Below are 24,944 nucleotides of genomic sequence, written 5' to 3'. Positions count from 1 at the left end.
CTTCTTCATGTTTGGCATATAATTCAATTTCTGGTTGATTACTGCGTTCTTCTAATTTTGAAAGAAAGTCTGCAAAGTAATATTCAACTCTTGCTAAATTCATCTCATCTAGGCAAATGAGATATAATTGATCTGGATTGTGAATAGCCTCTACTATTGCTTCTGTGAAAGGTGTGGGCAGAAAAGACATCTGAATAGGGTTATAATATCCCAGCAAATCATCTGAACTTGTCCAATTAGGTTTAACAGGTATAATCTTGGCAACTCCACCCAATGCTTCCGCAAATGCTTTGACAATTTGGGTTTTACCCGAACCTGACAAACCACTCAAAACAATTAAATCATTTGTTCTTAATAGGGTCAAAAAATTTCTGATCTGAAATCTTGTATAAATCAGATTTTTTTCGCAAAATAAATATTGATGTACATGATCTGCTAATTTCGCAAAACTACTTTCTAATTCATTTTCAAAACTTAAATAATTACTAGGAATAACGTATTTTTCTCTGGATAGTGAAATATACTGTCTTTCCTCATCCTCGCTCAAAAATTCTAATTTTCTGCAAATATTAATCTTTTGCTGAAGAATTTTTATAGTGTTTTCCATTTCCGTTTTTTGATTTATTATTTGGTCAATTTGTATTTTATTGGACTCTATTTTTTCACTCAATTCCGATATGAAACTCTCATTTTTTGAAATTTCGGTAATTTTTTGAGCGATTGTTTCCTCGCAATATTTAATTGCCTCATTTAATTCGTTAATTTCATAATTCTTCTCCTCTATGGCTTTGACAAGACTATTTAATTTTTCTCCCTGTTGAACTCTATCAATAGTAGTTTTTACTAAATAAGGATTGTTCCATTTTATCTTTTGGTTTCGGCTGGCTAATTCACACTCAAAATAATACCGTTCACCTGTTTCTAATTCATAAGGATCGTAAATATATATACGATCAAGATCATTACCATTAGGATATTTTATTTCTCGTCCGTTATGATCAAGAACAGATTTAAAATATCCATAACGACTACCTGGGTTTACGGTTAGCACTCCAGATAATACAAGAGATGGAATTTGATTGTATACAAGAATATCCTTAATCAATTCACTATCAGGTTTTGCTAGTAGTTTATTGAATTCCTGTTCATCATTTTCAGTCATAGGCTATTTGATGGTAATTGCGTTTTTATGCTTACCAGTAACTAAGATTTGCTGTAACATTAACTTGACTATGGATATTGTCAGCGTTAGAGCATTGTTACTGAAAGTATTTATACTATTTTTTACATTCATATAATATACAACTGTCTGTCTTCTTGGGCAACTATACGGTTAAAGGCTTAAAAAAAATTAATCAAGTAGTCAGGTAAAGCAATTTATACATTCATTAGCATTCCCCAGGTTATGGATAATGCCACGTTGCGCTATCAGAAACTCATCAACTTTCCTGTGAGTTGACTCAAACTCGGAAATCTTCTTTAATGTCAGGCGATTTTCCCCCAGAAACACATAAACTAGCGATTGGGTTATTAGTAAACTGTAAAGGTTAACCCTGACGACATACTCAAAATCAAGGACAAACCACGAATGACTAAATTTCTAGACACTGCTATTGAAGCCATTGTTTCCCGCGAAATCCTCGACTCACGGGGAAGACCTACACTAGAAGCGGAAGTACATTTAGCTGGTGGTGCAGTCGGACTCGCGCAAGTTCCTAGCGGTGCTTCCACAGGCACATTTGAGGCTCATGAACTGAGAGATGGGGATAAAAGCCGTTATGGTGGTAAAGGAGTCCTCACGGCGGTAAAAAACGCCAATGAGATATTAGCACCCAAATTATTAGGGTTGGATGTCCTCAACCAAGAATTGTTAGACCGGACAATGATTGCTACAGATGGTTCTTCTAACAAATCTAACTTAGGCGCAAATGCCATTTTAGGTATTTCTTTAGCAGCAGCCAAAGCAGGTGCAGCAGCTTTAGATATTCCTCTCTATCGCTATTTGGGTGGACCTTTGGCGAATTTATTGCCAGTCCCCTTAATGAATGTGATCAACGGTGGAGCGCACGCATCTAATAACGTTGACTTTCAAGAGTTTATGATTGTCCCTATCGGTGCGCCTTCTTTCAAAGAAGCTTTGCGTTGGGGTGCGGAAGTATTTGCCACTCTCAGCAAAGTGTTAGATGATAAAGGTTTGCTGACAGGTGTAGGTGATGAAGGTGGTTTTGCACCTAACCTAGAATCTAACCAAGTGGCTTTAGAATTGTTGGTAGCTGCAATTAAACAAGCTGGTTACAAACCCGGTGAAGAAGTAGCTTTAGCCTTAGACGTGGCTGCAAGTGAATTTTACAAAAATGGACAATATGTTTATGATGGTAAACCCCATAGTCCTGTTGAGTTTATTGATTATTTAGGTCAGTTGGTTGACCAATATCCGATTGTATCTATTGAAGATGGTTTACATGAGGAAGATTGGCAAAGTTGGCAATTACTAACTCAGAAAATTGGCTCAAAAGTACAATTAGTGGGTGATGATTTATTTGTAACTAACGCTACCCGCTTACAAAAAGGCATTGAACAAAAAGCCGCTAACTCGATTTTGATTAAGTTAAATCAAATCGGTTCTCTAACTGAAACTTTGGAAACCATTGATTTAGCCACTCGCAACGGTTTCCGTTCAGTAATTAGCCATCGTTCTGGTGAAACTGAAGATACAACAATTGCTGATTTAGCTGTAGCTACTCGCGCCGGTCAAATTAAAACCGGTTCTCTGTGTCGCAGTGAACGGGTAGCAAAATACAATCGCCTCCTCCGCATTGAGCATGAATTAGGCGATCGCGCTGTCTATGCTGGTACTGTTGGTTTAGGACCGAAATAGGTGACAGGTGACAGGTGACAGGTGACAGTGAAGAAAGCAGGGGAAGCAGGGGAAGCAGGGGAAGTAGGGGAAGCAGGGGAAGCAGGGGAAGCAGGGGAAGCAGGGGAAGCAGGGGAAGCAGGGGAAGCAGGGGAAGCAGGGGAAGCAGGGGAAGCAGGGGGAGAATATTAACTTTTGCCTCTTGCCTTCTGTTCCCTGTTCCCTGTTCCCTGTTCCCTTTTATGGATAAAACCCAAATTTAGGTAATCCCAAAGTTTCATCCCAGCCTAGCATCAGGTTCATACATTGAATTGCTTGTCCGGCTTGACCTTTAATCAGGTTGTCAATGGCTGACATGACGATAACACGACCAGTGCGGGGATCAACTTCTATACCAATGTAACAAGAATTACTGCCACACGCCCATTTTGTTTGGGGATAAGTACCACTATTGCAGATTTTCACCCAAGGGGAATTACGGTAAAAGGCGTTATAGATAGTAATGAGGTCATCACGGACTAAACCAGGATCGCGCATAGTGGCGTACACAGTGGCTAAAATCCCCCGCACCATGGGGATGAGGTGGGGTGTAAATTGGATTTTTACCTCATGTCCTGCCAATTCACTACAAATCTGCTCAATTTCTGGGGTGTGGCGGTGTCTACCAACGTTATAAGCACCCAGTGAGTTATCAGCTTCGGCTAACAACAGGTTAATTTTACCTTGTCTGCCGCCTCCAGATGTGCCGGATTTGGCATCAATGATGGCTGTTTCGGGGACTATTAAACCTTGTTTTAACAGTGGGGACAATGCCAGTAAACTGGCTGTAGGATAGCAACCGGGACAGCCAATTAGATTTGATTCGGCAATGCGATCGCGGTACAATTCTGGTAAACCATATACTGCTGTTGCTGCTGTCGAGCGATCGCTCCTTTCTGTACCATACCAATCTGTATAAGTTTTCAAATCACCAAAGCGATAATCAGCACTCAGATCCAGGACTTTACAACCTTTTTCTATAAGTTGAGGAGCAATTTGGCAAGCTAGTCCATTCGGTAAAGACAGAAATACCACTTCACAACGACTAGCAATAACTTCCGCTTCTACCGCCTCAATGGGCAAATTCACTATATTAGCGAAATGTGGGTACAGGTCAGCAAAGGATTTACCCGCGCTGCTTTCACCACCTAAATAAACAATTTCCACTTCAGGATGATCCATCAGCAGTCGGACTAGCTGCACTCCGCCATACCCTGACGCGCCAACAATTCCAACTGGTACGCGTCTTAAATTTCCCATGACATTAAATCCTTATCCACTTTTAGTTATCTATTATCAGTCATCAGCAGTCAAGCTAGTAGCTAATTACTGATGACTTTATTATTGAACTTTCGCTGCATTGTATAGCAAAGAGTATCTTTTAGCGTACCTATAATCACAAATATCTTTAAAAAACAATCACACTCATAGTGTGTAGAAAATCAGTACCACTAAGGATTATGTTTTTTATGTGACTGAAAATTCTCAACTTCAAAAGTTTGGCGAATACATTCGCACAATCAGAAAAGCACAAAATCTTTCCCAAGAACAGTTAGCAGAACTGTCAGGACTACATCGCAACTACATCGGTGGTGTTGAACGTGGTGAAAGAAATATTGCTTTGTTAAATATTATCCGTATTGCTCAGGCTCTGGGAATGTCACCCAGTGAATTATTAAAAGGTTTAGACTAAATGGTATTTCCTTATGCCAGTATTCCAGTTGAAAAATGGGCAGATAAAACAAAAGAACTGATAGAAGAACATCCTCTCAAGCCAAATGTTATTAGAGAGGTTGCTTTAAAGAGTTGGCAGCTTTTATGGCAAACAAAAATAGGAGAGGAAGACACATATTTGAGCCTGGCAGAAATTGATCCACCAGCTATTATGGTGGGTTATTTTTTTGAAAAACTCTTTGCCAAAGAATTGCAAAAGCGTTATCCAGAGGAATGGAGAGGAACACAAAGTAAAGATGAAAAAGATATTGTTTATCTAAAGGATACAAGATATTCAATAGAGATAAAAACTTCTGGTCAGCTTGGCACAAAAATTTTTGGAAATCGCAGCTATGGTCAAAAAGCAAAAGATGAAAATAATGGGGAGCTTACTAAAAAAGAAAAGTCTGGTTATTATATTACAGCTAATTTCTACCAGCAGAGTTTAACATTATTAAGATTTGGTTGGATAGACCATGAAGATTGGAATGCACAAAAATCAGCAACAGGTCAGGCATCTGGTTTAGATCAAAAAGTCTATGAGCATAAACTTTTTACAATAACAGGAGAATATATTTTAGATTCTCCTGTTAATTTATTATGTAAAGTTGGTGATGTAATTGCGAATGAGATGAATAAGGAAGGAATCAAAATTATTCAGGAATTAAGTGATTATCAAGGTAATAATCAAACTGTTAAAAAAGCCAAAGCGCAGGAAAAATATCACAATATACTTAAATTGAATTCGGGGATTGAAAAATTTGCGCTGGGTAAAAACATAATAAATAGTGTTTGGTGGTGGTTAACTTAAAAATACAAAAATACCTTTATAGAAATAAAGACATTTGTTCTACTTGACAACTTTGTTCTTTCAAAAAAGTTTCAATTCTATTAGCAGCAATATCACAATAATCTTGACGAATTTCAAAACCAATTACTAACCGATTTAAATTTAAAGCTACCATAGCAGTAGTACCCGAACCCAGAAATGGATCTAGGACAATTTGATTTTGATTTGAAGATGCTTGAATTATTCTTTGAATGACAGAAGATGGAAACTGTGCTGGGTGTGGTGTTCTTTCTTTTGAAGATCGGTTTTGTCCAGAAGTTACTTTCGGAAATTCCCAAACATCAGTGGGATTTTTACCTAAAGGATTAACCCTGATTTTACCATTCTTTTTTTGATTGGGATATTTAACATTAGGATCACGAATATCGTCAAGATTAAAAGTATAAGCTTCTGAATTTTTCACATACCACAAAAATTTTTCATTTCTAGGTGAAAAGAACTTACTTCCAGCAACACCAGCACCATAATTCCAAACAATTTCCTGAATTAAATAAAAAGGAATTTTATCCCAAAGCAAATAGGAAATAGGAATTGCTTTAGCACGATTTTTAATGGATAAATAACCTAAATTTAGCCAAAAAGCTCCATCACATAAAGTCAGACGATAAACTTCTGTTATCCATTTTTCACACCAATTTATATAATCGTCCAATGGTAATAAATTTTCATATTCCTTGCCAATATTATACGGCGGACTTGTGACAGTTAAATTAATTGATTCATCTGGTAAAATTTTCATTGCCTCTAAACAATCTAAATTGTAAATGAGACAATTAGACGTTTGAAAGTAGGGTTTACCTAGTAATTTACTTATATCATGGAAATTCATAGCTTAATAATCTGTATATACGGGACTCTAAACTATTAATAGTATATATGAACTATTTTACTGTCAAGTAACAGTTTAAGTAGGTGAACGGAAAAAAACCGAAATATGTAACGAAAAGTAAAATCGCCCAAACCCTCTTCACCCTTGCCTCTTGCCTCTTGCCTCTTGCCTTGTCATAACGACGATTTTCAATGCTAACCTACTTAGTTATCTCACAAAATCCCTAATTCCCATAAACAAGCTACAATTTACAATAAGAAATTGTTAAAAAACTTTACGTTGATAGCTGGAAATTTTCTGTGTCACAGTCTAATATTACCCAAACCTTTAAATTTGATTCTATTGATGCCGCTTTGGCCGATCTCAAAGCTGGTCGTGTCATCGTTGTCGTAGATGACGAAAATCGAGAAAATGAAGGCGATTTAATTTGCGCCGCCCAATTTGCCACCCCGGACATGATCAACTTCATGGCTGTAGAAGCCAGAGGGCTGATTTGTTTGGCAATGACAGGCGATCGCCTCGATGAACTAGACTTACCATTAATGGTCAGCACACTCACGGATACTAACCAAACCGCCTTTACAGTTAGTATTGATGCCGGACCCCATTTAGGCGTTAGTACCGGCATTTCCGCTGAAGACCGCGCCCGCACGATCCAAGTCGCCCTCAACCCAGGTACCAAACCGGAAGAATTACGCCGTCCAGGTCATATTTTTCCCCTGCGGGCTAGACCGGGAGGCGTACTCAAACGGGCTGGACATACAGAAGCCGCTGTAGACCTATCCCGATTGGCGGGACTGTATCCAGCCGGGGTAATTTGTGAAATTCAAAACCCCGATGGTTCAATGGCGCGATTAAATCAGTTAGTCGAATATGCCAAAAATCATCACCTCAAAATTATTAGCATTGCCGATTTAATCAGTTATCGTCTCCAAAACGATCGCCTAATATACAGAGAAATCATCACCAAACTCCCCAGCCAATTTGGTCAATTTGATATCTACGGCTACCGTCACACCCTAGATAATACAGAACACGTTGCCATTGTCAAGGGAGATCCGGCAAATTTCCGAGATGAAGCTGTGATGGTGCGAATGCACTCGGAATGTTTAACAGGAGATGCTTTAGGTTCTCTGCGCTGTGACTGTCGGATGCAGTTACAAGCCGCATTAAAAATGATTGAAAATGCTGGTCAAGGTGTCGTTGTTTACCTACGTCAGGAGGGACGGGGCATAGGTTTAGTTAACAAGTTGAAAGCCTATTCTTTGCAGGATATGGGACTAGATACAGTGGAAGCAAATGAGCGGTTAGGATTTCCCGCTGATTTGCGTGATTATGGCATGGGGGCGCAAATTCTCATGGATTTGGGTATTAAAAAAATTCGTTTGATCACTAATAATCCCCGTAAAATCGCTGGTGTTAAAGGTTATGGATTAGACGTGGTAGATCGTGTTCCCCTCTTAATTGAGTCTAATGATTTTAATTCCTATTACCTAGCTACTAAAGCTAAGAAATTGGGACATATGCTGTTACAAACTTATCTAGTTACAGTAGCGATACATTGGCAAGATGAGCCAGAATCCGTCACCGAACGCTATGAACGGCTAGAGAAAATACGGTATTTATCCAAAAATCAACATTTATTGTTACAGGAAGAAGCCCGTCCATTGGGAATCGCTTTATTTGATCAACCCTCTTTAACTGTACATTTGGGTTTTGACCAAGCTAATATTGCTGAATCCAATTGGTATCAACAAAAAGACCATCCTTACCTGCAAGCAATCTGTCAGATTTTAGATGAAATCGCCACTTTACCCTATATTCAGAAAATGGAATTTCTGATTGCAACAGGTAGCGATCCTTTGAGTAATTTGCAGGTACAACTAGACAGGCAAACTTTCTCTGATGGTGTCCTGCCTTCATCTTTGAGAGATAACTTGCAGACACAGCACATTTACAGTTTTAGTAAGTAAAATTTCCTGAATTTACACACATTGATAATAGCTTTAGTTTTATAACTAGAGCTATTTGTTCATTATTTATGTATGCTTGAATAACCCCACAAATAAAAGTTGCTATCAACTAGACATTAGCACAGTACAAAAAGTATAATTTTTACTATTTATAATAATTTGTGGGTTATATAGAACTCGTATTTGATTTTTGAAAAAAATTAGGTATTGTAGGGTGCGTCAGATATGACAAATCTGTTTATTGATAGAATTTATGCAGTCTGACGCACCCTACGTATCTTTTCATAAATCAAATATTATTCCTATATGCAGATAACCAACTAAGAAGAAAGTCATGCTTGTAGAATTTAGTGTAGAAAATTATCGTTCCATCCAAGAAAAGCAAACATTAAGTATGGTAGCTGCTGAAGACGCAACCATGCTAGAAAGTAATACTTTTCCTATCCCTAACAATAATGATTTACGCTTAGTTACAAGTGCTGCTATATATGGTCCTAACGCTTCCGGTAAAAGCAATTTACTCAAAGCTATGCAAGTCCTAAAAAATCTTGTCATTAAATCAGCTAGTAGAATGCAAACTGGTGATAAATTACCTGTTGAACCATTTAGATTAAATAGTGAATCAGCAAAAAAGCCTAGTAGTTTTGAAATAATTTTTATTCGTGATGATATTCGTTATGAATATGGAGTTTCTTTAAATCGAGAACGAATATTTGAAGAGTGGTTAATTGCTTATCCAAATGAAGTTCAACAAAACTGGTTTTCTCGTGAATATCTGCCAGATAATCCAGAATTAAAAGTAGACGAAGGATATAAATGGTCTTTTGGTAAAGGATTAAAAGGGGAAAAAAAACGTATTCAAAGATTTGTTCGTTCTAATTCTTTATTTATATCTCATGCTGCACAAAATAATCATCCTCAATTAACAGAGGTATTTGATTTTTTTGAGAATGAAATAAATATGTTTTCTTTAACAGAACGTCAACTTAGAGAATTTAATTTTAGTATTAGAATGTGTGAAGAAGATAATAAGTTTCGTGAGCAGATTGTTAATTTGCTGAGTGAAGCTGATATTGGTATTTCAGATATAAGGTTTGAAAGTGAACCAATGGATGATAATATAAAATTGGTGGCTCAAAATCTTTTTAGCGAAGAATTTGAAGTAAGAAAGAATGCTAATAATTTATTAGAAATAGACTTCATGAAAGTGATAACTATTCATAAAATGAATGATTCTAACAGTGAAATAGAATTGGAAATGAGTGATGAATCTGCGGGAACAAAACGTTTATTTAATATAGCAGGATATTTATTATGGGTATTAGAATATGGAGAAGTATTAATAATAGATGAATTAGATAGAAGTTTACATCCACTTCTTTCTAAAGCATTAATAAAAATGTTTAATAATCCAGAAATTAATAAAAACAATGCTCAATTAATCTTTACAACTCATGATACTACATTATTAGATGATGAAACATTCAGACCTGACCAAATATGGTTTACTGAGAAAGATAACAGCATGACTAAACTATATTCATTGTTTGATTTTCGACCTCGTGAACATGAATCTTTACAAAAAGGTTATCTACTAGGCCGTTATGGTGCTATTCCTTTTATTAATGGGTTCAAGGGAGGGAGTGAAAAACATGAGAAAGGGAAAATCGACAAATAATTTAAAACGAAGTTCAGAGAATAAAAATCCTAGAGGATACTTTTTAATTGTAGTTGAGGGTGAACAAACAGAATATAATTACTTTGAGTCTCTAAAACGTGAACTTAAATTATCAACAACTGACGTTAAAATAGTTCCCGCTTATGGTGGAGATCCTCTGGAGATTGTAACTACAGCTTATGATCTATCTCAACAAAAACAATATGATCAAGTATTTTGTATATTTGATGATGATAATAAACCGGATAAATATAAACAAGCTCTCAGCACAGCAAAAAAATATAATGTTGAATCTATAACATCAATACCCTGTTTTGAATTTTGGTTTTTACTCCATTGTTGTTATACTACCAGTCCCTTTAGTAGTTACAAAGAATTACGTCCAAAGCTAGAATCAGAAATGAGAAAAGAGGGTATTCTCCAAAAAGGAGAAACTTATAATAAAAGTGATAGATTACTATATGAAAAACTTAAACCCAATCAATAAAAAGCAATTATTCATGCTATTAAACTAGAAAATAATCATCCCAACGAAGATGGATGTACCAAACCATCAACAAGAGTACATATTCTAATTGATAAATTGCAAAAACAAAAAAACTTTGAATGACCAATTATTTATTAGCAGTATTAACGCTTCTTAACTGGCGAAAAAATGTAATTTGGGAAATAGGTAAGTTTTTAGTTTTCACCTATTCCCTTTTTTCTTAACTAGCAACTTACGCGAATATTCAGCCCAAATAATTTAATTTACCCGCCCTTTTAACCAAGTTTGGATATCAGCAAAGCTGGTAAAATCTAACAATGCTTCGCTCAAATCTTCGAGAACCGGCAAAGGTAAACTAGAAATTGAGGAACGCATTTCCTCAGAGATTTTTCCAAACCGCTTAGTCAACAGTCGAATAATCACATTAACAGTTGCTTCCTCTCGTCCTTCTTCTCGTCCTTCCTCTCGTCCTTCCTCTCGTCCTTCTTCCTTAATTTCTTGGTAAACTCTAGTTTCCTTGAGTGTTATTCCTAGCATAGACTCTACCTCCATTCGGCTAAGTTTTTCAAACTTGTACACCATGATAGTCGTGATCATCTCTATTATGGCGCGACTTGATGGTTGAGGATCTTCTTCACGGGTTCTTATTAACAAATCCCGTGCTGCTGCTGGCGCTTGTTCTTCCTCCACCGTAGTCAATACCATCAATGCTACCCATAGAGGTAATTGACGAATATCCCCCAATTCATTCAAATACACTCTATGTACTTGTTCACCTTTTAGTAAGGTTCTATGAGGGTAAATGTCCCTTTGTTCGGTATTGCGAGATGGATATATTATAACTGCTTGCCAGTCACTAAATCTAACGCGGTTGCGATAGAAATATAGTGAAGATTCTGCAAATACTCTTTCATAAAGTTGTTCATCTTTTTGAAACTGCACCTCACAGAAATACACAATCCCAGCACCTTCATTTTCTGGGGGGAGAAATACTCCATCTATTTCAAACTTGGGTTCTTTGACAGCTACCGAATCAAATCGGTAAGCATCTGCATTTATGGGTGGATTTGTCAACAGTTCAAATAGCAAAGTTGGAGACTGTTGAAATAGTTTATAGAAAATGGAGTCTCGACGCATGAAGCATTCTATCTATTTGTTAAATATCCTCTAAATTTAATCACATTATTTGAGATTCTGCATAAGTTTTAACTAAATTAAATGTTCAGAATTTTGTTTTGCTAACTAATTGAAAGTTTGTAATTGCCGAAAAGAATGCAATTTATTGATAAACTTTTCACCATCAAAACTCAAAGGATCAACCTTCCCATTCCCCACATCTACAGCACGATGAGTAGTAATTCTCTCATCAGGAACTTGACTTTGAGCAATTAACCAAGCTAAAGAATTATATTGAGCTTCTGTATATCCTGAATGTGCTTCTATATTACTTTTCCCCCAAGCATCGGTCGGGGTTTCTAGAGATACATGATAAGCAAAATTATTTACAGATGGGGGTAAATTAGGATTAGTTTGCACAGTTTCCACACCATTAACACCTTTGAAAACTGAGTTACCAGCACCAAAAGCGCGTTTTTCTGGAGGAACTAAATAAATAACTTTTCCCTCTAAAGTAATTATGGCATGATAACTAGCTTGAACACTTTCATCATCATGGCGTGTTTGAAAAAAATTAATGGCACTAGAAGTAGAATTAGTAGTTTCATGAAGGACAATAATGGCTTGATTATTAAACGGGACACCATTAATATCTGCTGTATAGCGATCGCCATAATTGCTAGGATCAACCTTAACCTGGGCAAACTTAGGTCTATAATTAGCAAAATCCCTAGTAGTTATATATAGAGGATTAATTTTATTCATCTTTGTGGGAGATGGTCTTAATTTTTGCTTATTTTCTGGCTTAGTTACTGCTGATTGTAATTGCCCTGGTGAATACTGATTCCACGTTGTCACCTCTGAAGTGGATGCAATTGTTTGATTGTGTTTTTGTCTTGCACCCCCAATAAATACAGCCACAATCAGGGTAGCTAACATCAAAAAAATCAGGATGACTCTAGTTGCCCAAGCTCTAAATTTCATATTTTTTATAGAAAATCGGTAATATAGTGTGCTTATTGTCAATATTCATGGGTGAGGGCAAGCAGGGGGGTGGGGGAGGTAGGGGGGGTAGGGGAGGTGGGGGAGGTAGGGGGGGTGGGGGAGGTAGGGGAGGGGAGAACAGAGGTTTTTTTTCGATCATTACCCGTCAAAATAAATTTGACGAACTACTAGTAACAATTATACCTGCTGACAAGTACAAAGTGCCTGAATTGGTCTAACTAGGGCTTGCTGAAAAAACGTAACCCGTAAATGAATCAAAGGTTTGAGGTTGATAAAAAGGAAAATAGGTGCAAGGTTTTTGAGGGGTAGTACCAAAACGGAGTATTTTACCTCTAATAAACTTAAAAGTTTGGGGATGACAGATAGCTGAAACTGTCAACTGTCACCTGTCACCTGTCACCTGTCACCTCCCTTCACGAGAAGACTTATTCAGCAAACCCTAACTAATGATAATGATAAGATTTTCCAATGAAGCTGAGAAAAATCTCAGCCTATTTTTGACTAGAGATGTTGTCCACAAGATTGATTTAATCAGGTTCTTGATTATTTCTGATCTTTGGCAGTCCTCATATTGACTAATTGATCAGGTTAAGAGAAACTTATAATTAACGAAGGTAAATACTAGTGAAAATAATAAATTTTGTAAAAACGATGAAATATATGTCCTTAAGTATGGGAAATTATGAGATAGGTGGCAAATTTGTATCTAAATTCCTATCCCTAAATTTTGAGCTAGTCTGAAATCAGGCAGCTAGGTTCAAATCTATTATCTAGGTTGGCTTTCAAAGCATGGAAACATTAGAATTCATCATTTATCCAGATGGTCGAGTACAAGAAAAAGTCACCGGTATTATCGGTGCATCTTGTGCTGAGGTGACAGCAGCCATAGAAGCCCAGCTAGGACGAGTGTTGAGTAATGAACCAACCTCAGAGTTTTTCGCCACTAACCCGCAACAAAATAGTGTGGCGAATACACAAACCGCCCACAGCGAATGGTAAGTTTTCCAACTAGTTAATGTTCATTGATTACAAACCACTATGTCACACTTTAGCCAAATTAAAACACAAATCCGTAATCTAGAATCCTTGAAAGATGCCCTTTCCGATTTGGGAATAGACTGGAAACCTGGACCTTGTGAGGTGCGTGGTTATCGTGGTCAAACTCATGCAGCCGAAGTAACTATTGAACAGCAAAACGGCTATGACATCGGTTTTAGATGGAATGGTCAAGAATACGAATTAGTTGCAGATTTACAATATTGGCAACAAAATCTATCTGTGGACGGGTTTGTCCGTCAAGTAACTCAACGTTATGCTTATCAAACAATAGTCAAAGAAACCACTAAAGTTGGCTTCCAAGTGGCAGAACAACAGCAACAGGAAGATGGTTCTATTCGTCTAGTAGTACAACGCTGGAGTGCGTAATGTCTAATTTGCAGCCGTCGCCACAAGCAGAGGAATATAATCGTTCCGGCTTAGAACCAGAATTAGGGAGTTTTCTCCGAGATGTCCCTGAACGTTCTGGTTTAGAACCGGAATTAGGTGGATTGGTGCGGCAAAAAGGCGTTTATGTGGATGAAATTACCTGTATCGGTTGTAAGCACTGCGCCCATGTTGCCCGAAATACTTTTTTTATTGAGGAAGATTATGGGCGATCGCGCGTCATCCGTCAAGATGGAGACATAGAAGAGGTAGTTCAAGAAGCAATAGATACCTGTCCTGTTGATTGTATTCACTGGGTTGATTACACAGAACTTAAAAATTTAGAAGAAGACAGAAAATATCAGGTAATTCCTGTAGTTGGTTATCCAGTAGAACATGGTGTAGCCATTACAGAAAAACGCCGGAAAAAACAAAAGTTAAAAAAATCCAATTCTTAAATAACTTGACAATTTGTATTGATTATGCAGTTAAGCGCTGGTTTTACCAGTGCTTTTATTTTATATCCCACATTCCGCACCCCCCGGTGTCACAATCGGTAATTTTGGACTTTTTAATACATTAAAGGATGATTTTTATACAAAAAGGTCGAAATTTTAGGTGGCGATAGCGAAGCGCTGCTGCAAGCAGTTCGCTAATCCCAAATCCCCAAACGACCATTTTTCGTTGTGTGACAGTTTAGAGTGCGGAAGATGGGTTACATGAGGTACAGTTTCTCATCGCCAAGCCTGTAGGGGGACAACCCCCTGTGGTTGCCCCAAATATCGGGGTAGGCGCTACCCCCACATCAAATTCAAATCTTTTATTTAGGGTTTGCTGAATAAGTTATCTGTGAAGGCTAACGCCACGCTGCGCTATCAGGAGGTAGGGGCGCAGGGCCTGCGCCCATTCAGGAGTATGGCTAACGCTACGCTATCAGCAAACCCTATTTAATTAACTTTGCTCTTTATTTTAGTTAACCTTGTTAAATCTTAATTAATCATATTATAGTCAAATTAAAAATGTTGTTTAATGTTGAAACGTGAACAGGTAAAGACCGTTAAGTTTTCATTCAAGGAGCTTGTGGGGAAGGGAAAATTTGTAGAATGAATAATAAGATTATTTCTACAACTGTGAAAAAGGGTCTTCAGATGTGATATGTGTGAATTGGAGTAAATTCCGTGCCAATGGAGATTTGAAGGCGTTTTGAACGGTTGTGTTTTGACGTATAATAAAAGACTGTATTTGGCAAATTAAGCCGGATTCGTGACTCTCGCTGCTGACAAGTTTTGACAACAAAAATTTGTAATTGTTTTGGAAATTGTAATTTTAGGTTCGGGAATCTATGTTAACCAACTCGCAAACCCCCACTATCACAAAAGAATCATCTGATGTTCTCCCTGGAGTTAATGCTCAGGCTAGAGTCAGCCAGTTTATGCAAAATTTGCAGGATGAAATTACCCAAGGTTTAGAGAAATTAGATGGTCTGGGGAAGTTTCAAGAAGATAGTTGGCAGCGTCCAGAAGGGGGTGGTGGGCGATCGCGTGTACTGCGTGACGGAGCAATTTTTGAACAAGCAGGTGTAAATTTCTCTGAAGTTTGGGGTTCTCATTTACCTCCTTCGATTTTAGCCCAACGTCCAGAAGCTACAGGACATGGCTTTTATGCAACTGGGACTTCCTTGGTATTGCATCCACGCAATCCTTATTTACCTACAGTCCACTTAAATTATCGCTATTTTGAAGCAGGTCCAGTTTGGTGGTTTGGTGGCGGTGCAGACTTAACACCTTATTACCCCTTTGCTGAAGATGCACAACATTTTCATAACACTTTTAAACAAGCTTGTGATCAACACCATCCTGAATATTATCCTGTGTTTAAGCGCTGGTGTGATGAATATTTTTATCTGAAACATCGAGATGAAACACGGGGAATTGGTGGGTTATTTTTGGATTACCAAGATGGTCAAGGTTCTATCTATCGCGGTCCAGATCCCAATGGGGAAGCAGCGATTTATAGCAATCAGGTAGGTGAATTACCCTCGCGGAGTTGGGAAGATATATTTGCTTTAGTTCAAGACTGTGCTGGGGCATTTTTACCTGCTTATGTGCCAATTGCGGAACGCCGGCACGGGATGGAATATGGCGATCGCCAACGCAATTTCCAATTATACCGTCGTGGTAGATATGTAGAATTTAACTTGGTTTATGACCGGGGAACAATTTTTGGACTCCAAACCAACGGTCGCACAGAATCAATTCTCATGTCTCTACCACCTTTAGTTCGTTGGGAATATGGCTACAAACCAGAACCTAATACTCCTGAAGCCCAGTTGTATGAGACTTTCCTAAAACCTCAAGATTGGATAAACTGGAAACCAAGTCAGGAATAAGCAATGGGTAATGGGTAATGGGTAATAGTAAGGAAGTAAAAAATAAAATATGTTTCCCCATACCCAGTTCCCAATCTCCAGTTATTTTTGTTAACCACCATGAGAGCAAGTTACACTAACAAGTAGATGTGATATTCTGGACATAAGTTAATACTGCCTTACATTGAGCCTTTTGATTAGCAAATTTTAGTAAAAAATTATCGGTTCAATGATTAATATAGCTCAAAAAACCTATACAACTGAAGACGGTCATACCGTCATGGTATTAACACCTGCTGGTCGTTTAGATATTACTACTGCTTGGCAATTTCGTCTCAAGCTACAGGAATGTATTTCTAAACACAGTCCTCATGTTGTTGTCAATCTAGGACAAGTAAATTTTATTGATAGTTCCGGGTTGACCTCTTTATTAGCCGGGCTGCGTGAAGCTGATAAAATTAGTGGCAGTTTTCGGATTTGTAATCTTCATTCGGAAGCTAAACTTGTGTTTGAAGTTACAATGATGGATACAGTATTTGAAATTTTTGATACCGAAGAACAGGTTTTAAAGACTTCACCCCGGATTTTGGCGAGTCAATAGGATTTATCAGAAAATCCAAAATCCAAAATCTAAAATTGAATGACTTTCACGAATTAGGTCTGATTAGTTCATACTAGAGAAGAGGAATACGTCTTTACTAAAATTTTCTTTGTGAATAACGTCCGTACAGTATCTGATACAAAAAGAACCTTTTACACCCTTCATACCAGGCCAATTAACACTATTTACCGCCGGGTAGTGGAAGAGTTGATGGTAGAAATGCACCTGCTATCAGTCAATGTTGATTTTAGCTACAATGCCATTTATGCCTTGGGCGTTGTCACCACTTTTGACAGCTTCATGGACGGCTACCAACCAGAACAGGATAAAGAATCAATTTTCCGAGCAATTTGTCAAGCTGTGGAACAAGATCCCCAGCGTTACCGACAAGATGCTTCCAGATTGCAAGCTTTAGCTGTCAGTTTACCAGTTAAGGATTTGATTGCTGGTTTGAGTCGGGCAAATTCCCTAGATCAAGATGGGGACTTGCAGCAGCAATTAGAAGCAGTGGCTACCAATTCCAACTTTAAATACAGTCGCTTATTTGGTGTTGGTTTATTTGCATTATTGGTACAGTCAGATCCTGAACTGATCAAAGATGATAAACAAAAGAGTGAAGCACTCAAAGCGATCGCTAACGGGTTAAATATCTCTGAAGATAAACTCATCAAAGATTTAGAACTATACAGTTCCAACCTGGAAAAAATGGCGCAAGCACTCATAGTCATGGCAGATATTTTGACAGCAGATCGCAAAAAACGGGATGCTTTAAAGTCAGCCTAACTATCAGCACCATCCCGTACCAATAAATAAATTGGGAACGGGATAAGTAATGGGACAGAATTAATTACACAATTGATTTTTCTGTTCCCTGTTCCCTGTTCCCTGTTCCCTGTTCCCTGTTCCCTGTTCCCTGTTCCCAGTTAAGAGTTCCCTGTTCCCAGTTAAGAGTTCCCTGTTCCCTGTTCCCTGTTCCCTCTCTCAACGAGTGAATTTACAGCAATTTCCAATCATATAAGGTACATCTTAGCCCCCTCATCGCTTGCGGGGAGGGGGTTGGGGGTGGGGTTCTTGTTCCGGGTTTGATGACAATTTGCTGTAATTTTGTCCGACTACTTATCCGTGTCAAGAAATCCCCCAGATAGCAAAAAGCCCGCCTAACATCAAAGTTTTCAGCGGGCTAAATAATTATTGAAAATTGAAAATGGAGCTTATGGGAGTCGAACCCATGTCCAAATTGGGTATTCACCCTCCACTCGTTCACAGGTTTAGCCTTTCTGACCCTCAAGGCGGGAATCGTTCATTATCCCGAACGTAGGATGCTCTGATTTAATCTTAGCCTTCAAGCCAACCAGAGAACGCTTGTTGGAGCATCCGTTGGGGGTTAGGTCTTTAATCCTTAACGGAGTCAAATTAAAGACGCTCGAACCTAAAAGAGGTTTCTTAGGCAGCTACTAGAGCTTCCCGACGAGCAAATTTTACGATATTGTTCGCATTTACTTTTTTTTTGAGTCTTTGATTTCCGAGAGATGACTCGCTCTCGACCTGAATCACAGAGTAGCTTTCGCCAACCTGTCGAAACCGTTAAAGCCCCATGCACTTCACACTTTTATTATAGTAGGTAATTTTGTAATTTGACAAATAAAAAGTATAGTTAAGATTTGCTGATAAGTAGTGAGACAGAATTAACTACACAATATCATTGCGTAAGGGTTGCCTGGCGTTAGCCATATGGAACGAAGTGAAATGAAGCAATCGCCAGGGTTGTGATTGCTTCCCTGCGATCGCAATGACTGTCAATATTCTTGTCCAATTACTTAGCGTAGCTTGACACTCTCCGGTCTAAAGACGCGGAGATTCTATAGAGAGTTTCAGTCTATATCCCTCAGTTATCCCAGTTTCAGGCACTGCCTTAAATATTTGGGTTCTTGCCCTGATTTCGTTGGATCTGGCGGGCGAAATCATATCTGACAAGCGTAACTTTCCGAGAGTCCCTCGGTAGCTTTTTATGTCTTTAGTGACAATATAGTTGTATCACGAATATGGATTAAAATCAATGCAGGATCTATCCTGCCTCTAGTACAAAACGGCGTAAATAAACCAACCATTCTAAATCCTCCAAAAGCCTATACTGTCTTCATTTTGACTTTTGACTTTTGACTTTTGACTTCCGCCTTGCGGTAATCCCTTGTCTAAAGCCCAAATGTGGCTTCCTGAGTTACCCACATTTTCAAGGGTTTTCGGCGTTCTTCCTTATAAAAAAAAAGAAGTCGGGAATCTCAGATAGAATATTCATCTGTCCCCTTGGTGCATAAGTTCCATGACCATATTTGGTGAAAATCCCTTTTCTCCGCAAGAAATAGCCTCAGAAGGCATAAAACCAGAAGAATATACAGAAATCATCCGTCGCTTAGGTCGTCATCCCAACAAAGCCGAACTCGGTATGTTTGGGGTAATGTGGTCAGAACACTGCTGTTATAAAAATTCTCGCCCTTTACTCAAACAGTTTCCCACCACCGGACCACGCATCCTCGTTGGACCAGGTGAAAATGCCGGAGTTGTGGATATTGGCGACGGACTACAATTAGCGTTTAAAATAGAATCCCATAACCACCCTTCCGCCGTTGAACCCTTCCAAGGTGCAGCCACGGGAGTAGGTGGGATATTAAGAGATATCTTTACCATGGGGGCACGTCCCATAGCCTTATTAAATTCTTTGCGGTTTGGGGATTTGAATGATCCCAAAACCCAAAGATTATTTACGGGTGTAGTTGCGGGAATCTCCCATTATGGTAACTGTTTGGTCAGTGGCGAAACATTTATCTGGAAAGATCAAGAAGGTGTGCATTTTGATACGATTGGTAATTTTGTAGAATCGCGCTTACCTGCTAATGTCCACACTTTAGAGATAGACGATGCTAATGCAGTTACAACCCTGTCCTTAGACCCAGATCAGCATACTGTAAGTTGGCAGCGTGTCCGCCGTATTTTCAAACGTTGTACCCAAAATCTCATGACTATCCGCACCGCTTTGGGGCGTAAGCTGATAGTTACCCCAGACCATCCCATGGTAATTTGTGCAGAAGGTCAATGGGATGTATCCCCAGCACAATCTTTAAAAGTGGGTGATCAAATTCCCATTATCACCGCTTTACCGGAATTAGAACCAGGAGAAAACCAAAACGCACCCCTAGACTTAATTGCTGGTTTAAACCCAGAAGATGCTAGTGGTAAAGATGTTTATGTACAACTACCGGAAAATTGGCAAGTCACGGAAGTTGTGCGGACTGCATTGCGGTTAATTGAACCTTCAGCTACTAATCGTCATCACTATTTAAGCACTGGTAGACTCCCACTTTCTCACTTTTTAGCCCTAGAACTGCTGCTTAACGTTTCCCGCAGTGATATTAGTCTATTCCGACGTGGCAAAGCTAACTATATGCCAGCAGTTATTCAGCCAAATGAATTATTTGCCCGATTAATTGGCTATTTCTTGTCTGAAGGTTGCGTTTCCCAAAATGGCAACACATACAAAATTATTTTCACCTTTGCCCACCATGAAACAGAGTATGTTGAAGATGTAATTGCTGGATTGAAGCAATTAGGATTACGCCCCTGTGTGGAAAAACGCGCTTCTACTATCGCTGTTTATGCAACTTCGTGGTTATTAGGGCATTTCCTCAAAAATGTATGGCAATGTGGAACTCAAGCCAGTAATAAGGCTTTTCCCGCTTGTATTTTTCAATGGTCACAAAATTTGCAGCGTGAAGCCCTGAAAGGCTTACTGCGTGGTGACGGTTCAATGACTACAAAAACTAATGGTAATCATGCCAAAATCAGTTTTGGGACAACCAGCCATCAATTGTTTGAACAAACAGTTATCCTGCTGCAAAGTCAAGGAGTCATGCCCTATATTTATCAAAGACCAGCGGGGGAAGGAGAAATAGAGGGACGTAAGCACATTCGCAAACCATTATGGCAATTGGAAGTTAGTAATTTTGCGGGATTAAAAGAATTAGCAACTGTCTTTAGTCAACAGCGCAATGCAGAATTAGCAGTTGCCCTGAATCGTTACAATGGCAGTAAATATTCATTTCCCCGCTTTACTCAGTCTGCGGCAGATGTGGCTGTTGTCAAAATTAAAAGTATCGAATGTCAAGCCGTTGATGAATGTGATGTTTACGATGTGGAAGTAGATCACACCCATCTTTTTGTAACTTCATCTGGGATTGTTACTCATAACTGCGTCGGGGTTCCCACCGTTGGTGGTGAAGTCTATTTTGACCCCGCCTACTCGGTCAATCCCCTGGTCAACGTCATGGCACTGGGATTGATGGAAACGGCGGAAATTGTCAAATCAGGGGCTTCTGGCTTCGGAAATCCTGTGCTGTATGTAGGTTCAACCACCGGACGGGATGGTATGGGCGGCGCGAGTTTTGCCAGTGCGGAATTAACTGATGAATCAATGGATAACCGTCCCGCTGTGCAAGTGGGAGATCCATTTGTCGAAAAGTCCTTAATTGAAGCTTGTTTAGAGGCATTTAAAACTGGGGCTGTAGTGGCAGCACAGGATATGGGGGCTGCGGGTATCACCTGTTCAACTTCGGAAATGGCGGCTAAAGGTGGTGTGGGGATTGATTTCGATTTAGATAAAATTCCGGTGCGGGAATCGGGAATGATTCCTTATGAATACCTGCTTTCGGAATCTCAAGAACGAATGTTGTTTGTTGCCGAAAAAGGACGAGAACAGGAATTAATTGATATTTTCCACCGTTGGGGACTGCAAGCGGTGGTTGCGGGGACAGTAATAGAAGAACCCATTGTCAGAATTTGGTTTGAGGGGAAAATTGCGGCGGAAATCCCGGCTGATGCTTTGGCGGAAAATACGCCTTTGTATGAAAGAGAATTATTGACAGAACCCCCAGAATATGCACAAAAAGCATGGCAATGGACAAGTGATGATTTACCTATTTGCAATGCTGCGGGAATTGAAATTGCGGGAAGTCTGCAAACTTGGAATCAGATTTTATTGACTTTGCTAGATACTCCTTCCATTGCTTCTAAAAGCTGGGTTTATCGCCAATATGACCATCAAGTTCAGAATAATACCGTATTGTTACCCGGTGGCGCTGATGCGGCTGTGATTCGTATCCGTCCCTTAGAAACACCCCAAAATCCAAAATCCAAAATCCAAAATCTAAAATCCGGTGTTGCGGCTACGGTAGATTGTAATTCTCGTTATGTCTATCTTGATCCTTATGAAGGGGCAAAGGCAGTAGTGGCGGAAGCTGCCCGGAATCTTAGTTGTGTGGGTGCTGAACCCATTGCTGTGACGGATAACCTCAATTTTGGTAGTCCAGAAAAACCCATTGGTTATTGGCAATTAGCATCCGCTTGTCGGGGTTTGAGTGAAGGTTGTCGTGAGTTGGGAACGCCGGTAACTGGGGGGAATGTTTCTCTCTACAATGAAACTTTCGATGCGGAAGGTAATCCCCAACCAATTTACCCGACTCCGGTTGTGGGTATGGTGGGCTTGATTCCTGATTTAACGAAAATTTGCGGACAAGGTTGGCAAAATGTCGGGGATGTAATTTACTTGCTTGGTGTTCCAATTCAATCTTTACCCCCCCAACCCCCCTTGCAAAGGGGGGCTATAGAATCGAATTTAGAAAGGGGGGCTATAGAGTCTAGAATGGGATTAGGAGCTTCTGAATATTTGGCAACTATTCATCATACGATCGCTGGTAAGCCGCCTAGAATTGATTTTGATTTAGAACGGCTGGTGCAAAAGGCTTGTCGTGATGGTATTCGCGCTGGTTGGGTAAATTCTGCCCATGATTCGGCTGAAGGTGGTTTAGCTGTAGCGATCGCGGAATCTTGTCTGTCGGGAAATTTGGGGGCGGAAATTAATTTCCCAATTTCTACAAATCACGATTCCCGTTTTGATGAAGTGCTATTTGGTGAAGGTGGGGCGAGGATTTTAGTTTCTGTGAGTCAAGAAAACCAAGAAGCATGGGAATCCTATTTACAGAAAAATCTGCCAGAGAATTGGCAAAAGCTAGGAACAGTATCTAATTCCGGCAATTTAGAGATTTTAACCACAGATCACCAGAAGTTACTCCAGGTTAGTCTCGAAGATATGAGCGATCGCTATTCTCAGGCAATCTCTAAACGTCTCGCTATCTACACCAATACCTAATCAACAGCAAAAATCAAGGTTTGAATACGAAAATTCACAATTCATACTTGATTCTTAACCAATTTACGGTACTGTTTTAGTGGATGGTTAAAGATTTGTTAAGAAGTTTTTAACTCTCCCTCAAGCAAGGTGACAGATAGGATTTCTTTACTTTTGACTTTTGACTTTTGATTTTTGATTTTTGAACAACATCCCCACCAGGAGCAATACCAGCATGATTCCCATGAATTCGGATGAGTACCCCCAAATTGCTAACAACCCAATCAATAGTCATGAAGAGCGCCCTGACAAGCCAGAAGAAGCTTGTGGTGTGTTTGGCATTTATGCCCCAGAACAAGACGTTGCTAAATTGACCTACTTTGGATTGTATGCTCTTCAGCATCGGGGTCAAGAATCTGCTGGGATTGCTACCTTTGAGGGTACGCGTGTCCACCAGCACAAAGATATGGGTTTGGTGTCTCAAGTCTTTAATGAAACCATCTTAGATCAATTACCCGGAAATTTGGCAGTTGGTCATAATCGCTATTCCACTACCGGTTCTAGTCGCAAAGTTAACGCCCAACCTGCTGTAGTAGAAACTCGGTTGGGTTTATTGGCACTTGCACATAATGGTAATTTAGTCAATACCGTAAAATTGAGAGAAGAGTTACTCAAAGATAAGTTTAACTTAATAACGACAACCGACTCAGAAATGATTGCTTATGCGATCGCTCAAGAAGTCAACGCTGGTGCAGATTGGGTAACAGGAGCTACCAGTGCCTTTCATCGGTGCGATGGAGCATTTAGCCTGACTGTTGCTACACCCGTAGGTGTGATGGGAGTCCGTGATCCTAACGGGATTCGTCCCTTGGTAATTGGCACATTAGATAGTGATCCTGTCCGCTACGTTCTCGCTTCCGAAACCTGCGGTTTAGATATTATCGGTGCGGAATATCTGCGTGATGTTGCCCCTGGAGAATTGGTTTGGATCACTGAAACTGGTTTAGAATCATTTCAATGGCATCAACAATCAGAACGCAAACTTTGCATCTTTGAAATGATCTACTTTGCCCGTCCTGATAGCCTCATGCACAACGAAACCCTATACAGTTATCGAATGCGGTTAGGACGGAAAATGGCGGCAGAAGCCCCCGTAGAAGCTGATTTGGTCTTCGGTGTCCCTGATTCTGGTATCCCTGCCGCCATTGGCTTTTCCCAAGCTTCTGGTATAGCTTACGGTGAAGGATTGATTAAAAATCGCTACGTTGGTCGCACCTTTATTCAACCTACCCAAGCCATGCGAGAATCAGGGATTAAAATGAAACTTAATCCCCTTAAAGATGTCTTATTCGGTAAGCGAGTTGTAATTATTGATGATTCCATTGTCCGGGGAACTACTAGCCGCAAACTCGTTCAAGCCTTGCGTGATGCTGGTGTAGCCGAAGTCCACATGAGAATTTCTTCTCCTCCTGTAACTCATCCTTGTTTCTATGGTATTGATACTGATACCCAAGATCAATTAATTGCTGCTACGAAGTCAGTCGAAGAAATAGCCAAGCAATTACAAGTTGACAGTTTAGCTTATTTGAGTTGGGAAGGAATGCTAGAAACAACCAGAGAAGATACTAATAGTTTTTGTTCGGCTTGTTTTACTGGTGATTATCCTGTGGCTATTTCTGAAAAAATGAAGCGTTCTAAATTGATTTTGGAAAAAGCCCTAGTTTAGAAAATTGGGAATATCCAAGAAGTAATTAAATTGGTAATTGATAATTTATAATTATCAATTACCAATTATTTGGTATTTCATCATATTACAATCAGGATTAAA

General features: G+C 39.3%; 20 protein-coding genes and 1 other RNA gene. 15 read left to right on the top strand and 6 right to left on the bottom strand.

The window, feature by feature from the left end:
- Positions 1-1,162: AAA family ATPase (locus FJR37_RS11975; protein ID WP_168466114.1), on the bottom strand; the 1,162-nt coding region annotated here is incomplete at its 3' end.
- A gap of 426 nt (positions 1,163-1,588) precedes the next feature.
- Between FJR37_RS11975 and eno the strand changes: the two genes are divergently transcribed.
- On the top strand, positions 1,589-2,878 hold the full coding sequence (eno, locus tag FJR37_RS11970) for a phosphopyruvate hydratase (protein ID WP_168466113.1): 1,290 nt from the start codon (positions 1,589-1,591) through the stop codon (positions 2,876-2,878).
- Between the two features lie 21 nt (positions 2,879-2,899).
- A complete protein-coding gene (locus FJR37_RS11965; protein ID WP_217355251.1) occupies positions 2,900-3,049 on the top strand; it encodes a hypothetical protein in 150 nt (49 codons plus the stop codon).
- Positions 3,050-3,097: 48 nt separating this feature from the next.
- Here FJR37_RS11965 and argC read toward each other — a convergent pair whose 3' ends face one another.
- A complete protein-coding gene (gene argC / locus FJR37_RS11960; protein WP_168466112.1) occupies positions 3,098-4,156 on the bottom strand; it encodes an N-acetyl-gamma-glutamyl-phosphate reductase in 1,059 nt (352 codons plus the stop codon).
- A 211-nt stretch (positions 4,157-4,367) separates the two neighbouring features.
- Here argC and FJR37_RS11955 point away from each other — a divergent pair, with 211 nt between their 5' ends.
- Both FJR37_RS11955 and FJR37_RS11950 read left to right on the top strand, forming a co-directional pair.
- Positions 4,368-4,589: a helix-turn-helix domain-containing protein gene (locus FJR37_RS11955; RefSeq protein ID WP_027400752.1), complete on the top strand. Its 222-nt coding sequence runs from the start codon at positions 4,368-4,370 to the stop codon at positions 4,587-4,589.
- Positions 4,590-5,420: a ScaI family restriction endonuclease gene (locus FJR37_RS11950; RefSeq protein ID WP_052149936.1), complete on the top strand. Its 831-nt coding sequence runs from the start codon at positions 4,590-4,592 to the stop codon at positions 5,418-5,420.
- A 16-nt stretch (positions 5,421-5,436) separates the two neighbouring features.
- On the opposite strand, the gene FJR37_RS11945 is transcribed toward FJR37_RS11950, so the two are convergent.
- Entirely contained in the window at positions 5,437-6,288 is an 852-nt protein-coding gene (locus FJR37_RS11945; RefSeq protein ID WP_039202480.1) for a site-specific DNA-methyltransferase, read from the bottom strand.
- 299 nt (positions 6,289-6,587) lie between these two features.
- Here FJR37_RS11945 and ribBA point away from each other — a divergent pair, with 299 nt between their 5' ends.
- The 3 genes from ribBA (at position 6,588) to FJR37_RS11930 (ending at position 10,426) form a co-directional block, all read left to right on the top strand.
- A complete protein-coding gene (ribBA, locus tag FJR37_RS11940; protein WP_039202482.1) occupies positions 6,588-8,261 on the top strand; it encodes a bifunctional 3,4-dihydroxy-2-butanone-4-phosphate synthase/GTP cyclohydrolase II in 1,674 nt (557 codons plus the stop codon).
- A gap of 334 nt (positions 8,262-8,595) precedes the next feature.
- On the top strand, positions 8,596-9,939 hold the full coding sequence (locus FJR37_RS11935) for an ATP/GTP-binding protein (protein WP_052149937.1): 1,344 nt from the start codon (positions 8,596-8,598) through the stop codon (positions 9,937-9,939).
- Entirely contained in the window at positions 9,914-10,426 is a 513-nt protein-coding gene (locus FJR37_RS11930) for an RloB family protein (protein WP_235335156.1), read from the top strand. The genes FJR37_RS11935 and FJR37_RS11930 overlap by 26 nt, the downstream gene beginning before the upstream one ends.
- Before the next feature lie 258 nt (positions 10,427-10,684).
- Here FJR37_RS11930 and FJR37_RS11925 read toward each other — a convergent pair whose 3' ends face one another.
- Together FJR37_RS11925 and FJR37_RS11920 are read right to left on the bottom strand one after the other, a co-directional pair.
- Positions 10,685-11,563, bottom strand: coding sequence for an Rpn family recombination-promoting nuclease/putative transposase (locus FJR37_RS11925; protein WP_015080216.1), 879 nt, complete (start codon positions 11,561-11,563; stop codon positions 10,685-10,687).
- 105 nt (positions 11,564-11,668) lie between these two features.
- Positions 11,669-12,526: a peptidoglycan recognition family protein gene (locus FJR37_RS11920; RefSeq protein ID WP_039202485.1), complete on the bottom strand. Its 858-nt coding sequence runs from the start codon at positions 12,524-12,526 to the stop codon at positions 11,669-11,671.
- Between the two features lie 810 nt (positions 12,527-13,336).
- Between FJR37_RS11920 and FJR37_RS11915 the strand changes: the two genes are divergently transcribed.
- From FJR37_RS11915 to psb29, 6 genes are all read left to right on the top strand, one after another.
- Entirely contained in the window at positions 13,337-13,546 is a 210-nt protein-coding gene (locus tag FJR37_RS11915; protein WP_053539079.1) for a DUF2997 domain-containing protein, read from the top strand.
- A 39-nt stretch (positions 13,547-13,585) separates the two neighbouring features.
- A complete protein-coding gene (locus FJR37_RS11910) occupies positions 13,586-13,972 on the top strand; it encodes a DUF1257 domain-containing protein (RefSeq protein WP_027400746.1) in 387 nt (128 codons plus the stop codon).
- Positions 13,972-14,427 carry a ferredoxin gene (locus tag FJR37_RS11905; RefSeq protein WP_168466111.1) on the top strand — a complete coding sequence of 152 codons (456 nt, stop codon included), beginning with the start codon at positions 13,972-13,974 and terminating at the stop codon, positions 14,425-14,427. The genes FJR37_RS11910 and FJR37_RS11905 overlap by 1 nt, the downstream gene beginning before the upstream one ends.
- A gap of 884 nt (positions 14,428-15,311) precedes the next feature.
- On the top strand, positions 15,312-16,358 hold the full coding sequence (gene hemF, locus FJR37_RS11900) for an oxygen-dependent coproporphyrinogen oxidase (protein WP_168466110.1): 1,047 nt from the start codon (positions 15,312-15,314) through the stop codon (positions 16,356-16,358).
- 208 nt (positions 16,359-16,566) lie between these two features.
- Complete coding sequence (locus FJR37_RS11895) at positions 16,567-16,938, top strand: STAS domain-containing protein (RefSeq protein WP_168466109.1); 372 nt, start codon at positions 16,567-16,569, stop codon at positions 16,936-16,938.
- A 111-nt stretch (positions 16,939-17,049) separates the two neighbouring features.
- A complete protein-coding gene (psb29, locus tag FJR37_RS11890) occupies positions 17,050-17,721 on the top strand; it encodes a photosystem II biogenesis protein Psp29 (RefSeq protein ID WP_168466108.1) in 672 nt (223 codons plus the stop codon).
- 419 nt (positions 17,722-18,140) lie between these two features.
- On the opposite strand, the gene ssrA is transcribed toward psb29, so the two are convergent.
- Positions 18,141-18,532: a transfer-messenger RNA gene (gene ssrA, locus FJR37_RS11885) on the bottom strand.
- A 726-nt stretch (positions 18,533-19,258) separates the two neighbouring features.
- Here ssrA and purL point away from each other — a divergent pair.
- Both purL and purF read left to right on the top strand, forming a co-directional pair.
- Complete coding sequence (gene purL / locus FJR37_RS11880; protein ID WP_168466107.1) at positions 19,259-23,137, top strand: phosphoribosylformylglycinamidine synthase subunit PurL; 3,879 nt, start codon at positions 19,259-19,261, stop codon at positions 23,135-23,137.
- Positions 23,138-23,351: 214 nt separating this feature from the next.
- A complete protein-coding gene (gene purF / locus FJR37_RS11875) occupies positions 23,352-24,842 on the top strand; it encodes an amidophosphoribosyltransferase (protein WP_168466106.1) in 1,491 nt (496 codons plus the stop codon).
- Positions 24,843-24,944 lie beyond the last annotated feature (102 nt).

Origin of the sequence: Aphanizomenon sp. UHCC 0183 (assembly GCF_009712065.1) — a bacterium.
Classification (GTDB): domain Bacteria; phylum Cyanobacteriota; class Cyanobacteriia; order Cyanobacteriales; family Nostocaceae; genus Dolichospermum; species Dolichospermum heterosporum.
This window is presented reverse-complemented; position numbering and strand designations above follow the sequence as displayed.

Bases quoted from the DNA above. Each gene is read 5' to 3' on its own strand.
- FJR37_RS11925 (WP_015080216.1), bottom strand. From the start codon at position 11,563: ATGCGTCGAGACTCCATTTTCTATAAACTATTTCAACAGTCTCCAACT.
- eno (WP_168466113.1), top strand. From the start codon at position 1,589: ATGACTAAATTTCTAGACACTGCTATTGAAGCCATTGTTTCCCGCGAA.
- purF (WP_168466106.1), top strand. From the start codon at position 23,352: ATGATTCCCATGAATTCGGATGAGTACCCCCAAATTGCTAACAACCCA.
- FJR37_RS11950 (WP_052149936.1), top strand. From the start codon at position 4,590: ATGGTATTTCCTTATGCCAGTATTCCAGTTGAAAAATGGGCAGATAAA.
- purL (WP_168466107.1), top strand. From the start codon at position 19,259: ATGACCATATTTGGTGAAAATCCCTTTTCTCCGCAAGAAATAGCCTCA.
- FJR37_RS11945 (WP_039202480.1), bottom strand. From the start codon at position 6,288: ATGAATTTCCATGATATAAGTAAATTACTAGGTAAACCCTACTTTCAA.
- argC (WP_168466112.1), bottom strand. From the start codon at position 4,156: ATGGGAAATTTAAGACGCGTACCAGTTGGAATTGTTGGCGCGTCAGGG.
- FJR37_RS11905 (WP_168466111.1), top strand. From the start codon at position 13,972: ATGTCTAATTTGCAGCCGTCGCCACAAGCAGAGGAATATAATCGTTCC.
- FJR37_RS11930 (WP_235335156.1), top strand. From the start codon at position 9,914: ATGAGAAAGGGAAAATCGACAAATAATTTAAAACGAAGTTCAGAGAAT.
- FJR37_RS11935 (WP_052149937.1), top strand. From the start codon at position 8,596: ATGCTTGTAGAATTTAGTGTAGAAAATTATCGTTCCATCCAAGAAAAG.
- FJR37_RS11910 (WP_027400746.1), top strand. From the start codon at position 13,586: ATGTCACACTTTAGCCAAATTAAAACACAAATCCGTAATCTAGAATCC.
- hemF (WP_168466110.1), top strand. From the start codon at position 15,312: ATGTTAACCAACTCGCAAACCCCCACTATCACAAAAGAATCATCTGAT.
- FJR37_RS11895 (WP_168466109.1), top strand. From the start codon at position 16,567: ATGATTAATATAGCTCAAAAAACCTATACAACTGAAGACGGTCATACC.
- FJR37_RS11920 (WP_039202485.1), bottom strand. From the start codon at position 12,526: ATGAAATTTAGAGCTTGGGCAACTAGAGTCATCCTGATTTTTTTGATG.
- FJR37_RS11915 (WP_053539079.1), top strand. From the start codon at position 13,337: ATGGAAACATTAGAATTCATCATTTATCCAGATGGTCGAGTACAAGAA.